Source organism: Lactobacillus kefiranofaciens (genome assembly GCF_900103655.1).
Classification (GTDB): Bacteria; Bacillota; Bacilli; order Lactobacillales; family Lactobacillaceae; genus Lactobacillus; species Lactobacillus kefiranofaciens.
This window is the reverse complement of the sequence record NZ_FMXC01000041.1, coordinates 1-13,337: the sequence shown is the minus strand read 5'-3', so window position 1 is coordinate 13,337 and position 13,337 is coordinate 1. Positions and strand designations below refer to the sequence as shown.

At 38.6% G+C, this 13,337-nt stretch carries 15 protein-coding genes and 1 pseudogene; all 16 read right to left on the bottom strand.

Going from position 1 to position 13,337, the window contains the following annotated elements:
* Window positions 1-309, bottom strand: a pseudogene (locus BLP58_RS10070) (IS3 family transposase); the annotation flags it as partial.
* 34 nt (window positions 310-343) lie between these two features.
* On the bottom strand, window positions 344-961 hold the full coding sequence (locus BLP58_RS10065) for a hypothetical protein (protein WP_013854803.1): 618 nt from the start codon (window positions 959-961) through the stop codon (window positions 344-346).
* 290 nt (window positions 962-1,251) lie between these two features.
* On the bottom strand, window positions 1,252-1,464 hold the full coding sequence (locus BLP58_RS10060) for a hypothetical protein (protein WP_236695774.1): 213 nt from the start codon (window positions 1,462-1,464) through the stop codon (window positions 1,252-1,254).
* A gap of 22 nt (window positions 1,465-1,486) precedes the next feature.
* Window positions 1,487-1,900, bottom strand: a complete 414-nt coding sequence (locus BLP58_RS10055) for a hypothetical protein (RefSeq protein WP_013854806.1) — start codon at window positions 1,898-1,900, stop codon at window positions 1,487-1,489.
* Between the two features lie 15 nt (window positions 1,901-1,915).
* Window positions 1,916-2,119: a helix-turn-helix domain-containing protein gene (locus tag BLP58_RS10050; RefSeq protein ID WP_013854807.1), complete on the bottom strand. Its 204-nt coding sequence runs from the start codon at window positions 2,117-2,119 to the stop codon at window positions 1,916-1,918.
* Between the two features lie 17 nt (window positions 2,120-2,136).
* Window positions 2,137-2,697 carry a hypothetical protein gene (locus BLP58_RS10045; protein ID WP_013854808.1) on the bottom strand — a complete coding sequence of 187 codons (561 nt, stop codon included), beginning with the start codon at window positions 2,695-2,697 and terminating at the stop codon, window positions 2,137-2,139.
* A gap of 139 nt (window positions 2,698-2,836) precedes the next feature.
* Entirely contained in the window at window positions 2,837-4,234 is a 1,398-nt protein-coding gene (locus BLP58_RS10040; protein WP_013854809.1) for an ATP-binding protein, read from the bottom strand.
* A gap of 241 nt (window positions 4,235-4,475) precedes the next feature.
* Window positions 4,476-4,949 (bottom strand): DUF4143 domain-containing protein, encoded by a 474-nt coding sequence (locus BLP58_RS10035; protein ID WP_420864884.1) that lies wholly within the window; start codon window positions 4,947-4,949, stop codon window positions 4,476-4,478.
* A gap of 44 nt (window positions 4,950-4,993) precedes the next feature.
* Complete coding sequence (locus tag BLP58_RS10030) at window positions 4,994-5,242, bottom strand: hypothetical protein (RefSeq protein ID WP_013854811.1); 249 nt, start codon at window positions 5,240-5,242, stop codon at window positions 4,994-4,996.
* A complete protein-coding gene (locus tag BLP58_RS10025) occupies window positions 5,202-5,624 on the bottom strand; it encodes an AAA family ATPase (RefSeq protein WP_013854812.1) in 423 nt (140 codons plus the stop codon). The genes BLP58_RS10030 and BLP58_RS10025 overlap by 41 nt, the downstream gene beginning before the upstream one ends.
* Before the next feature lie 183 nt (window positions 5,625-5,807).
* Complete coding sequence (locus tag BLP58_RS10020; protein ID WP_013854813.1) at window positions 5,808-8,111, bottom strand: glycoside hydrolase family 31 protein; 2,304 nt, start codon at window positions 8,109-8,111, stop codon at window positions 5,808-5,810.
* Window positions 8,112-8,235: 124 nt separating this feature from the next.
* The gene (locus BLP58_RS10015) at window positions 8,236-8,427 is read right to left on the bottom strand and encodes a hypothetical protein (RefSeq protein WP_013854814.1); all 192 of its coding nucleotides are present in this window, start codon (window positions 8,425-8,427) and stop codon (window positions 8,236-8,238) included.
* A gap of 85 nt (window positions 8,428-8,512) precedes the next feature.
* Complete coding sequence (locus BLP58_RS10010) at window positions 8,513-8,749, bottom strand: hypothetical protein (RefSeq protein WP_013854815.1); 237 nt, start codon at window positions 8,747-8,749, stop codon at window positions 8,513-8,515.
* Window positions 8,750-8,826: 77 nt separating this feature from the next.
* Window positions 8,827-9,150, bottom strand: a complete 324-nt coding sequence (locus tag BLP58_RS10005) for a bacteriocin immunity family protein (protein ID WP_013854816.1) — start codon at window positions 9,148-9,150, stop codon at window positions 8,827-8,829.
* A gap of 126 nt (window positions 9,151-9,276) precedes the next feature.
* Complete coding sequence (locus BLP58_RS10000; RefSeq protein ID WP_025084280.1) at window positions 9,277-10,533, bottom strand: mucin-binding protein; 1,257 nt, start codon at window positions 10,531-10,533, stop codon at window positions 9,277-9,279.
* 9 nt (window positions 10,534-10,542) lie between these two features.
* Window positions 10,543-13,230, bottom strand: coding sequence for an MBG domain-containing protein (locus tag BLP58_RS09995; RefSeq protein ID WP_256330669.1), 2,688 nt, complete (start codon window positions 13,228-13,230; stop codon window positions 10,543-10,545).
* Window positions 13,231-13,337 lie beyond the last annotated feature (107 nt).

Sequence of the window (13,337 nt, the reverse complement as noted above, 5' to 3'; positions counted from 1 at the left end):
TTCTTTGTATTCTCTAAGCCAATTGTTAAGCCTGCCAATGCTTTTGAAACCTAATTCTAGAGATAATTGAACATCTGACTTAGTACCAAAGATAGCTTGTTCAATTGTTTGTTCTTTAAACTTCTTAGAATAAACCCGCTTTCTAGTATTCAAAATATTTGTTCCATGCATATCAATCAATCTAAGCATGTAATCCAGATTAGCTAAGTTCATTTTATATGCTTTTGACAACTGACTGATTGAGATTTTCTCATCTTTTTTCCATTTACGATAAATTTCTATCTTTTGTTCTTTATTAAATTTAGACATAGTAAAAGACCTAAAAGTGTTTCACTTTTAGGTCTCACTTCAATATTACCCACTGAAAGTTTTTACTTTTTTCAAATTTTAGATTCCACTGAAACTTAAGCTGCCATTCCTTGGTAATAAAGAAAGCCAAAATGAAAGTAACAATTGCAATTATTACACCCGAACCCACTATTTTTTTAATCATGCCAGATGAATCTAGAAACCTATTAACATTGTGGCTATAGTTCAGATACAAAATAAAAATCATGAATAATCGCATAAACCAATTTTTCACTACTGGAAAATTGACCACGACTACAGGGATACTGACTAACATCAGTAGCAGTAACCCAATAATCGAGCTGATTAGTATTAGCGGCTTAAACATCAAATTAAGTGTGGAAACAGTCGTATAAATCAAAAAGTCAAATACTAAAATCAGTGTTAAGCTGCCTAGCCACTGGCTTATTAACTTTACAGAATGCTTATTTTTACCACAAATTTTCAAGATAAAATTAAGTGCCAAAATAATTAATGCAATCCAGCACATTCTAGACCAGTAAAGTCGAGGTAGACCTTCACCAACTATTCCCACAGCAATTGACACTATCATGCCGATAATTAACTCTAGATTTAGAAGTTTATTCCAGATCTTATCCGTCATTTCAGTCATCCCTTTTCCTACATATATAGAAAATATTTCATTTGTATTTAAGTCTAGCAACAAATCAAATTCTTCTAATCGTTATCAATTCTAATTATTTTTATTTCTTTTCATCGATAGGTAAATATTTACAATTACAGGAATCAGTACAACTAAGAACATCCAATGGTAATACTTAGTAAAACTAATAACAATTGCGAATACAAGTGCAATTAATGTACTAATCATGATGATTACTAAATCTTTTTTCATAGTAAACTCCTACTTTTTGAAATAGTAAAAAATGTCGATTTATATACTTATTTAGGAACTTTTTTATTCATCACACGTAAAACCAAAAATATAAAAACATAAGCCAGACCTAAGGTAATAATAGTGTGTAAAACAAAGCTGTCGCTATGCAAGATTAACCAATTAGTACCTTCATAGAGCCCATCGGCGAGCAAAACACCAATAATACTTATCAATATAAAATTTTGTTTTGATAAACTCTGATTTTTTCTACTCGACACCTTCAACACACCCTTCTTTAAATTATTTTTTCTTTCCTTTAAAACAGATAATGCCTAAAAATAAACCACAGATAAATGACCACAAGGTACTAGTTGAAAAAAGCATGTCTCTAAAACTGCCACTACCGGATTTGGTAAACCAGTTAAAAGCAAAATCAGCTAAAGCAATAACAACCCCAGTCCCCAGGATTTGGAAACAAGCTTTCAAAGGAATAATTGAGTCTTTATTTGCAAACCAACTAGCCACAACTAAGCCGCCAAATAGTAAGCCCATTACTATGCCTAATGCTAAGGCCACGATAATTTGAAAAGTTGCTAAATGCCAACCATTTTCGCCGCCCATGTAAAGCAGCATTAACGCGGTGCAGACAACGACACCAACCAGCATCTCTAAAAAGATTTTCTTGTTTTCTTGTTCAAATTTCTGACTTTTCATAATAGGCCTCCAAATCTAATCCTTCTTATAGACCAACAGATCACCAGGCTGGCAATCTAGCACTTCACAAATTTTACTTAAAGTATCGAACCTCACGCCGTGCGCCTTGCCCGTCTTTAGAATCGAAAGATTAGCCGGTGTAATGCCCACCTTCTCAGCCAATTCTTTAGAAGACATCTTGCGCTTGAGCAGCATGAAATCTAACGTTACTTCAATCATCCATATCACTCACTTTACTAAATAATTGAATCTGCATCTTCTTGCACCTTCATGCCATATTTGAAGACCAGGTAAACTACATACAAAATTGCTAGGAAAAACAAGCTATTGACGATGCTAGTTGGATAAATCATATCAGCAGATGAAGTCTTAGCAATCTTAGTTAAGGTTGCGTAGTTGCTGTAAATTCCAATGTAAAAGATCGCTGTTGCAAATGTGTAAACCACCACTGAAATCAACAGTTTCTTCAGCAGCTGCAAATTCTTCATCGCAAAGTAAATTTCTTGCTTGATGTTTTTAATAATTAAACGCGCGTAGCGACAAACAAAGAATTGAGCCATAGAAGCCGCAATGAAAAAGCAAAATAGCCCTAACATTAACCAAAGCCACGCGTTGCCACCGAGCTGGATACCGAGTTCATCACTCATGCCCTTACCTGCTTCTGCACCAGCTCCGGGCTGTGATAATGCAAAAATTGTAAAGCCACCCGCTAAAACAAACGTAACAACACTAAATACACAAAGCACTTGGTAAATCCACGTTAGTGCCGTAAGCAAATTTAATACGAACTTTCTCATTTTTCTCCCTCTATTCCGTTTAATACTCTTTTCATTAATTATTGTATTACGATAATTTATACTTGCAAGACAGAAATTAAATATTCTTTTGCAATAAAAAAGCCGCCGAAAATTCGACGGCTAATTTAAATATTCAATTTTACATTTCATCAAAAGTGATTAACTGGCAGTTAACTTTCTTGGCCAATTCTCGACAAGAGTCAGTGAAGCCAACTTTAGAGAAAAGATAATAATGCTTAAGCGGATATGGGAGTATTTCACTATTTCTAATCAATTTTTCTAACACGCTACGGGGAATTGGCTCATTCTTCCATTTGCATTCGCCAAAATAACCATCACGTTCATCATCAGAAAAGCCCACCACATCTAATTCAACTTGTTGATGCGTACGTTTATCTGTACCCCACCAATTACCTAACTGCACAAAGGGATTAGGCACCCATTTCTCATCGAGATCTTTCGACCACATGAAGTTTTGACTGTATTTTTCAAATTCTGGTCCCATAAAATCAGACAGATTCTGCTCGACTTTTTTCCAAGCCAAATCAGTTAAGCCACGTTCGATGATGGCAGACTGACTGCCAACAAATGTATACCAAAAGCGAAACATTCCATCGCAGATGCGATAAACAATATTCTTGCTCTTATTTTTCTTTTTATCAGTCACTGGCATCGTTTTTTCAACAATTCCTAAATCAATCAAATTATTCAAATAGGTTGTTAGCGGACCTGTTTGCAGACGCGCATTTTGAGCAATCTTGTTATGCCTAGAGGCACCGCTACTAATAGCATTGATAATCGAATTGTAGTTAGTAGGATCGCGCAATTCCTGCTGCAACAGATTGCTTGGTTCGTCAAACAATCGACCCGATTTATTCAAAAAAATTTTCTTAATATTATCTGCCACAGATATCTGATCGGACATATAACTCAAATATTGAGGAACCCCACCACAAACTGTATTGATCACAAAAGCATCCTCTTTATCATAATTAGGGAGCATTTCTTGTGCTTCAGCTAACTTAAATGGTTCCAGTTTTAAAGATAATGTACGTCGACCATACAGGGGGCTTTGATAACCTAAAACTTGTCGCTCCATGAATGACATTGATGAACCACATAAGATCAAAAAAAGATTAGTATCTTTAAATTGATGATCAATATAGGACTGGAGCATTGAACTAATTGCTGGATATACCTTAGCCAGATAAGGATATTCATCAATTACCCAAATTACCCGTTCTTTTTTGGCCAAGTAAGCAATTTCCTTAAAGCATTCTTCAAAGTCGGTATAATCTTCTCTGCCACCTTGCATGGTATTTTTGAAAATACTAATTGCTTCTGAAAAACGCTTAAGATTATCCATTGCATTTTCTTCAAGAGCTACATAGTATATTGCTTTTTTATCTTTCAAGAATTCGTTAATTAGGGATGTTTTGCCAATTCTTCTTCTGCCATAGATCACAGTGAATTGAAAATTATTTTCTTGATAAGCTTGATTCAGTTGCTTTAATTCTTGATGCCTGCCGATAAACATTTTGTGCTCCTTTTAGAACTGCTACATTACAATATAGTATAATACGATGTACTACATTATATTATACTACTTTGCAATATATCTTATTATAATCATGTTTATCACAATAATGAAGAAAAAGATATTATCTAAATCCCAACATCGCAATTGGCACAACTTGAACATGGTCATCTTTCCGCTGGTAAGCAACTTGCCCAGTATTGAGCAAAACTTTGCTAATTTGATATTCATCTTTGGCTTGTTATTCAAACCAATTCAAATGTTTAACATAGCTATTTTTAACATTAGGATTAGTTTTCACTTCAAATAAAACGACCTTGCGACCTTTTTGCAAAATAAAGTCAATTTCGTGGCGGCCCTTGCTATCTCTGAAGTGCGTCAGGTGGACGCCAAGTGCATCCGCGTAAACAATTAAACTCTGGTAAACCAAACTCTCCATCAACTGACCAATCATGTCGCTATTAATCCTGCCAACATGCTTGCTGACGTCAAAATCCGTTAGCTGATCCTTGGTCACATCTAGCAAACTCATTGCAATTGCTGGATCAAGCATGAAATGCTTCGGTGCCTTAGTTAAAGCTGGGAACAGTTTGCCCATGCCAATAAATGGTGGAACATCATCAATAATATAAAGAATCTTTAGTGCTTCTCTGAAGAAATCAGCCGTCGGTCGACTCGGCGTTTGTTCATTATTAGCCAATGCCGTATCGATAATTTTTTTATAGCTAGTTGTGGTGCCAATTGAAGCCGCAAAAGCCTTCAGCCATGCACGCGCGTTTCCGGTTCTTTAACAGTAAAGCCATTCTCCTCAAAATCATGTTGGATAATATTATTTACATAGTCGCGAATTAATAACTCACGAGCTTTAGGACTCTTATTTCTAATTCCAGGAAAACCGGAGCGAAAAATCTCATCTAAATAGTTGTCCAATTTTTGATCAGTAAAACCAGTTGCCTGATAATTGGGATCATCTAATAATTTTGTTACAGAAACATATTGCTGTGACATCTGTCGTTCTTGGACAGAATAAGGTCGCATTTTCATCCGCACAATTACTGTGAATACGAGCATCGACGCGAATACTACTACCTGTGAATAAAACACTCTCTGCTGGTAAGACATCATCAACTTGATGACGGACAAAAGACCACAAATTAGGCTCTAGTTGCCATTCATCAATTAAAACTGGCCGTTTAACACCTAAAATTGCTTCCGGGTTGTTACGGAGAAGCATTTTTACTTGTGGATTATCTAAACTCATTATAGTTTTAGCTAAGCGAGAGGCAGTGGCCGTCTTACCCACAGCCTTAGCTCCTTCAATCAAAATAGCGGGTAATTCTTTGAAATCTTCTGCTAAAGGTTGGTCAATTATTCTTGGTTCGTAGTTCATTTTTATATTTTTCCATTCTGAATTTTACAATTATTCCGCTTTTAATTTTAACATTTTTCCACCTTGAATTTTATAATTATTCCACTCTGAACTTTAATACTTTTCCACCTTGAATTTTACAATTATTCCATCTCATCAAAAAAAGCTACCGAAATTAATCGGTAGCCCGTAAAATCTTATTTATTATTCTGCGACATATTTGCCATCATGATTTTCAAAAATAATTTGTTGATCAGGTAATTCCACCACAATTTGCTGATATTCATGCGCATAGCCGTGATGCGTTAACTTCACCGTTACCTGGTTATCCACAACTTCGATATCATACAAGTTGTACTCGCCATCTTGGTATTTAAAGTCAACGTCATCATCTTGGTAATGGGTATACTTGCCGGAGTTGCCAAAGACTTTGAAGGTCATTGTCTTATCCGGCTCATCCGAGATGTGGCTAACTTCTTTGCCCCATGGCAAAATCGTATTCTTCTTGATAAAGAGTGGCAACTTATCAATCGGTGCATCAACCAAGATTGTGTTTTTACCAGCATATTCACTGCCATTCCAGAAGTCGATCCATTCACCTTCAGGCAAATATACCGCACGCTTAGTTTGACCTTGCTGCACAACCGGGGCTGTCAAAATGTCCGTGCCCACCATGTATTCGTCGTTCAAGTTATGCACCTGTGGATCATTTTCGTAATTCAAGACCAGTGGCCGCATGACTGGCAAACCAGTTTTGCTTTCACGATAAAATTCATCATACAGGTATGGTACAAAGCGATAGCGCAACTTCAAATACTTGCGGTAAATCGACAAGGTTGGTTCACCAAAGACCCATGGTTCCTGTGAACGCGTACCAAGTGCGGCGTGGTTACGATACAGCGGACTGAACAAGGCACCTTCGATCCAGCGCGTCAAAAGTTCTGGCGTACAGTCTGCACCAAAACCACCAATATCGGTGCCAGCAAAGCTAAAACCGCTCATCCCTAAGTTGCACAACTGCGGGATCATCATTTGTACATGTGTCCATAAACTCTGATTGTCGCCAGTCCACACTGTGGAAAACTTTTGCGTTCCCGCATAGGCAGCACGTGTAATTACAAATGGTCGCTTGCCAGAATATTTCTTGATTCCTTCATAGGTTGCCTTAGCCATATTGTGACCATAGACATTATGCATCTTCTTATGAGTTGATGCCTCTTTTTCATTATGGAAAACAATATCTTGTGGAATCTCGCCCTTAAATGAGGCAGGCTCATTCATATCATCCCAAATACCTGAAACGCCTAAGTCAACTAAATACCTGCAGTTCTTAGCCCACCACTTACGCACTTTTTGACGGCCAAAGTCTGGGAAGACGGCATCTCCTGGCCAAACCTGGTTAACGTAAACCGTACCATCTGGCGCCTTAACGAAGTAGCCCTTCTTGATACCTTCTTGGTAGATCTTGTAATCGTCATCCTTCTTCACGCCCGGATCGATGATCGTAATGATCCGGAAGCCTAATTTGCGCATCTTTTTGATAAAATCGGCTGGCTTCTCATAGGTGTCTTTTCTCCAGGTGAAGACGCGATAGCCGTCCATGTAGTCGATGTCTAAATGCAGCACGTCGCAAGGCAAATCATACTTGCGCAAGTTCTCGGCAATCTTTTCAACCTGCTTTTGACTAACGCTGTAGCCCCAGCGTGATTGTTGATAACCTAAAGCCCACTTTTGTGGCATTGGCACGCGACCAGTCAGATAAGTATAGTTGGTGATAACTTCCTTGAGCGAATCTCCGCCGATCACGTAGTAATCAAGGTTGCCGTCAACTGCGGAGTAGTAGTAATAGTTGCTGCTTTCCTTGCCTAAATCGATATGATTGCGGTAGGTGTTATCAAAAAAGATGCCGTAGGGATGACCGTTTTTTAATCCAAGCAAAATTGGAATCGATTTATATAAACGCGTGAAGCTTTCAACATGCGGATCAGGATTGTCGGTATTCCAGTTGTCGTAAGCATAGTGGCGCTTGTTTAAAAAGCCGGTCTTGTCGCCCAAGCCGTAGAATTGTTCATTGTCGGCCAAGGTCTTAATTACCTCATAGTAATCTTTACCGTGCCTGCCTAAAAGCTTGTTAACATCGTGACCTTCTGATTCAGCCAGCTTCAGGTGCTCTTTATCTATTTGACGGTCGATTGGCGTGCGCTGACCGCGATAATCAATGATCAGCGGATTGCCGTTTTCATCATAAACATCAATCTTCTCGTCATCGTAGGCTTTGACGATCAGCTTTTCAGTAGCAAGTTCAGCGTGATCGCCCTTGTCTTCTACCGTGAAGTCGGTCTTGACCTGCTTGTCGCCTTCAATCGCGTAAGAATTGCTGGCATTACCGCGGTCTTGGAAGACGCGAATGATTTCAGGCGTAATAACAGTTAAAACAAGTGAACTATTTTCATAATTTAAAGTAATCTTTTGTCCATCTTCAGTAAAATTAGTAAGTTTGTTAGTCATTTGAATTCCTCTATTTATCTTTTTGTATTCGCTTCCAATTTTATCACAACTAGTTTTCCATATAAGCTCAAAACGATAATCTGGAATTTTTCCCAACAAAAAAACCGCCTAAGGGCGGCAAAATTTAGTTAAACAAGTCCGACAGCTTAGTAGGGATATTATTGTTCTGAGCGAAGTATTTCTTAAAAGTATCAAAATCTGGCTCTTCTTCATCGCGACGAGTGTACATGTCATGCACCGCCAAGATGCCTGTGATCATCAGGTTAACACCTAACACAATTAATAATCCGACTAAAATATACACAAGATATAACATGACTGCACCTCCGCTAATAAGTATTGTCTGTATTACTTACCTATTACACTAATATTTATTAGGGCATTTGTCAATCATTCTTTGATTATTTTTCTTTTTCGTGATTTCTACCTAAGTACAAAAAGCCATAGATCGCTGGTCCAATAACAATCGCGCCTGCAATTGAAACGATGATCACTACTACAAAACGGGGCATGGCCAAAAAGCTTGCACGAAAACCGGTACCAGCCCAAGCACCAACGAAGACGATTAGCCAGCCCAACAGCATTGAAATTAGCAAATCCTTAGTAGAAAAACTATTCGGTGTCTTTTTCTTCTTCATCATTTTCACCTCATGACTTAATTATGCACAAAAAAATACTGATACGCCATCTTTCAACAGCATATCAGTATACATAATTATCTTGAAATCAAACTGCTAAAGGCTAAACCGAGTGCAGCACCACCGGCAGCACCAGCTTGATGCGATACCGGACGTGCACTTCTAGTAATTGCGTAATGAAATTTCGTCACGCTTTTGGACAGCTTGCTTTGCCAACTCAAGGGATCAAGTCCCACGCAAATTAAATTGCAAACATAGTTAGCAGACTCCCCATTCTCAAGTTGATGTTTAGCCTGCAGTAAAACTTTTCGTTCTTCCGGCTTAGTATCCATATCCATTAACAAATCAGTAATGTTGTTCAAAAGCCAAATTTTCAAATCATCTTTTTCTTCTTGATACATATTCAGCATCTCTTTTCAATTTTTAATTTGACCCTATTTTAGTTCTTCACCAGCAAATTGCAATATTTTTGCAAGAAAAAAGCCATGGAAGTTGTCCATGACTTTCTTATTTACCAAAAGATAATTTTATTCATCTTTCTTTTTCTTATGATCGGTTAACCCGAAGAATCCCAATACCATTGCAAGTAATCCGATAATACCAACTGAGGTATGTTGTTCACCTGTCTGTGGCAAATTATTCTTCTTGGCTTCCCTCTTAGCAAGCTGATTATTAGCTGCCTTTGGAGTTGGTGTTGCAGAATTATGCTCTGCCTCAGTCCCTTGTGGTGAAACTCTATTAGTTCTGTCAGCTGCTTGAGAAGGAGTAACCATATCTTCATACAAAGGCGCATTCTCGTTCTGATAGCCCTTGATCACGGCCGGACCAGACTTGATCTTATCCTTGGAGTGGACATGAACCTCAGTCTCATCAGTACTTGGCTTAGATGGCAACTCAGGATTATTGTCAGGCTCTGGCGTTGGCTTAGGTTGTGGCTTATCAGACTCATCAGGTTTAGGAATTGGCGGAACTACCTCGTCTTGCGTGTAAGTGATGGTGATTGCCTCATCAGCAGTGGTTACCTCAACAGCTTTAGCAGCAACTGCAGCTTGAGATGGAGTATAACCAGCAATCGTAGGTACATCATAAGCATCCCATTGTGATTTGGCAGGATCAGCAGCATTTGATTTATCAAATTTCCAATCACTGTAAGTAATCTTACCTGTTACCTCATCGAAGGTAGCAGTCCGAGTAAATGTCACAATTTGCTTAATTACTTCCTTGCTGCCATCAGGCTTAACAATCGTAATCGTACGAGTAACATCCTTAGTTTTCTCATTGCTTGTTGTCTTATGTTTCAAACTAATTATGGGGGTACCATCTGCGATCGTTATCTTATCTGGCAATTTATCACTTGGCTCATAGTTAGCTGGAATGTCTGGAATAAAGTCAACTTTACTTCCTTCTGTTCCTTTAAGCGTTTGTGTACCAATTAAGCGGTTATTATCATCGGTATCTACATAATGGATTACTTGTTGACCCTGCTGTGGTATTGCCTTGTAAGTAATAGTAATTGAACTATCCTTGCTATCTGCAGTTATATCCTCGTTAGGCACATCTTTGTCTGCTATCAATCCTTCAAATTGTTTTGGTGTAAATCCAGTAAATTGACCACTACTTGGCGTCCAAGGACTTTCACTACCAGGAACTATCTTTCCAGTAACCAAATCATACTTAACTGTCCGAGTAAATTCAACAGTTTGCTTCTTTTGATCCTCTGGGATTTGTCCCAATTGTTTAGCAGTTAAGCCTTCGTAGTTAATTGTTCGAGTGACATCCTTCATTTGAGTATCTTACTTAGTCTTGTGGACCAGCTTAATGTACAAATGTTGCTCCAATGGAGTACCAAATGTGTAATCTTCAGGTAAAGTTTGACCTGGAGCCAATTCATAGTTTGTTGGAATCGTTAAGCCAAGGTCATTAATCGTTGAATCGGCAACGCCAGTCTTGGTAATTGAATTACCAACTTGCTTGTTGTTTTCATCAGTATCTTGGAACTCAATCGTTAAGGTAGCATCTAATTCAAACTCGGCGGTTGAAGAAAGTTTCAGGTTATAGTTTGGATTTGCGTTGATTAACTTTTGCATTGAAGTTGGTGTTAACGAAATCAAGTAAGTACCAGATTGATTTGGCGTACTTGCAAATCCATACTCTAAGTCATCTGGAACAATTATACCTACTGGTACATTAAGGTGATAGTTACCAGCATTGATCTTAGCAGTCGTTTCTTGTTCAAAGCCAACAATCTTAATCTTAGCGTCAGCGGGACTAATTACATAGGTGATCCGGCCACTTTCAGTAAGCTTGTAGTTTGGATTTGCTTGTTGAAGCTTGTCTAAGCCATCCTTAGTTAAAGCAATGTAGTAAGTTCCGACATTAGTTGGTGCAGCAATCTTCTTGCCTTGAGCATCAACCCATTCGTAATCACCAGTAGTTAAACCTGAAGTATTCAAGCTTTGACCAGTGACAAGGCCATTAGTCCTGAAACTACCTTGAGTAAGATTAATCACAACTGGTTCACCATAAGTGCTACCGTCATTACCATCTAATGTGACATTAGCATCCTTTGGATTAATCTTAAAGCTTGCGTAACCCTTCAATGAACCAGCATTCAACGTTACGTTACCAGCATACTTATCAAGAGCTGCCTGTAAATTAGCTAATCCTTGGTCGCTTAACTTAACGGTGTAAGTCTTATTAGCATCAGCTGAATTATTTACAACTATGTAGTCACCTACATGTAACTTGTAAACATCAGCATCAGTGCTACCTGGGAAGACAAACTTGACTTCAATATTTCCATCAGTGCTATTCAGGTCATCTAATGAAATCTCTTGACCATCATAAGTCTTAGCGTTTTGACCACTTAATGTTGCTGTACCAGTGACGGCGTTAATCGTGTAAGTAAACTCACCAGTAAATGCATTATCCGCAAAGCTGTAGTTTGGATTATCGCGCTTAATCTGCGCAATTGCTCCATCATTGAGCTTCAAGTAGTAAGTACCAGCATGCGTTGGTTCACCAGTCATAGCGGTGTAAGTACCATCAGCATTCTTGGTGTACCACGTGTAATCATTAGCGGTTACATCAGTGTGATTCAAGTTCTCACCAGTAACAAAACCAGTTGAACTCCAACTTACCTGATCCATGACATCAGCAACTGAGGTAGTTTGCCCAGTGTAATCACGACTTGCGGAATTGCTAATCGTAACTGTTGCCGGAGCTGGAGTTATCTTGTAATTAATTACACCCTTCGCAACGTCAAAGCTGTAGTTTGGATTCTTCTGCTTCAATGTATCAAGGAAGCTATCCTTTAGCCGTGCTTGGTAGGAACCGACCTTCACTGGAGCACTTTCTAGTTTCTTGCCAGCTGCGTCGTACCAGTCAAAGTCACCGGCCGTTAAACCAGTATCAACTAATGGCGTTCCTGCAATCATGCCATTAGCGGAAATATGCAAACCACTTACATTAAGATTTGCACCTTGACCGTTGTAAACCTTGTTTTGATTATCACCAGCAATCGTCACATTACTAATTGGCTTTGGCGTAATCGTAAAGGTTGCTTTACCACTAAGCTGATCAGCTGAAATCGTGACGTTACTTTGGTCATTTTGACCAGTGCCTGCTAATTCATTTAGATGAGTTTGTAAGTGCTGCAAAATCTTATCCTTGTTCAAGTTAATGGTGTACGGACCACCAGCTTGAATTGGCGCACTACTATTAGCCCAAGTGTAGTCGCCTTCTCGCAACGTGTAAGTACTTTGCTCAGTACTACCTGGGTAAGTCAAGTGAACCAAGATCTGACCATTACTGTTAAGTTCTGGCGTGGTTACGGCAATACCATTAAAGATCTTTTCGTTTGAGCCAGCTAAGTTAGCATGAGCAGTCGCTGCAGTAATCTGGTAATGAGCTTGTGGTGTAAAGGTCCACTTATAGTTGTCACCGTTATTGCCAGTCAAGTTCTTTAACTTATTTTGTCCATTTGCTGATAACTTAACTTGATAAGTACCAACATTCGTTGGATCCCCGACAATTTGTAAATCGTCAGTTGTTAAAGTCAAAGTTTGCTTGTGACCATCTGGTGAGTAAATAGCTACTAAATACCCGACATTATATTTAGTTGGTTTAAGATCACCAGCTACTGTCTGCTTAGCATCGTAAGTCTTGCCATCATTACCAGTTAAAGTTACCATAACCTGGCCTTGCTTAACCGTTAACGTACCGTGAGTAGTTACATCAACTGCATCTTGTGGATAAGCGTAATTAGTACCTAACTTGGTCTTAATATGAGCTAACCCTTGAGCAGATAATTCTACTTGGTAAGTGCCAACATTCCCTGGCGTCGTAACCAAGTCAAGATCACCAGCACTTAACTGAAAGTTAATGTAAATTGGTGTCTTTTCGTTAGTTTCCGTTGCACCTGCTGGCTTCGTTGGAGCCGTAATGAAAATTGTGTAACCATTGTCACCACCATATTTAATGGTATTAGCTTCGACACTGTCAAATAGTTTGTGTAAATAGATTTTTCTCGTAGATCGATTTTTTAATCTTTTATTTAGTCAAAGTAGGATTCTAAGGTATCCTGAAC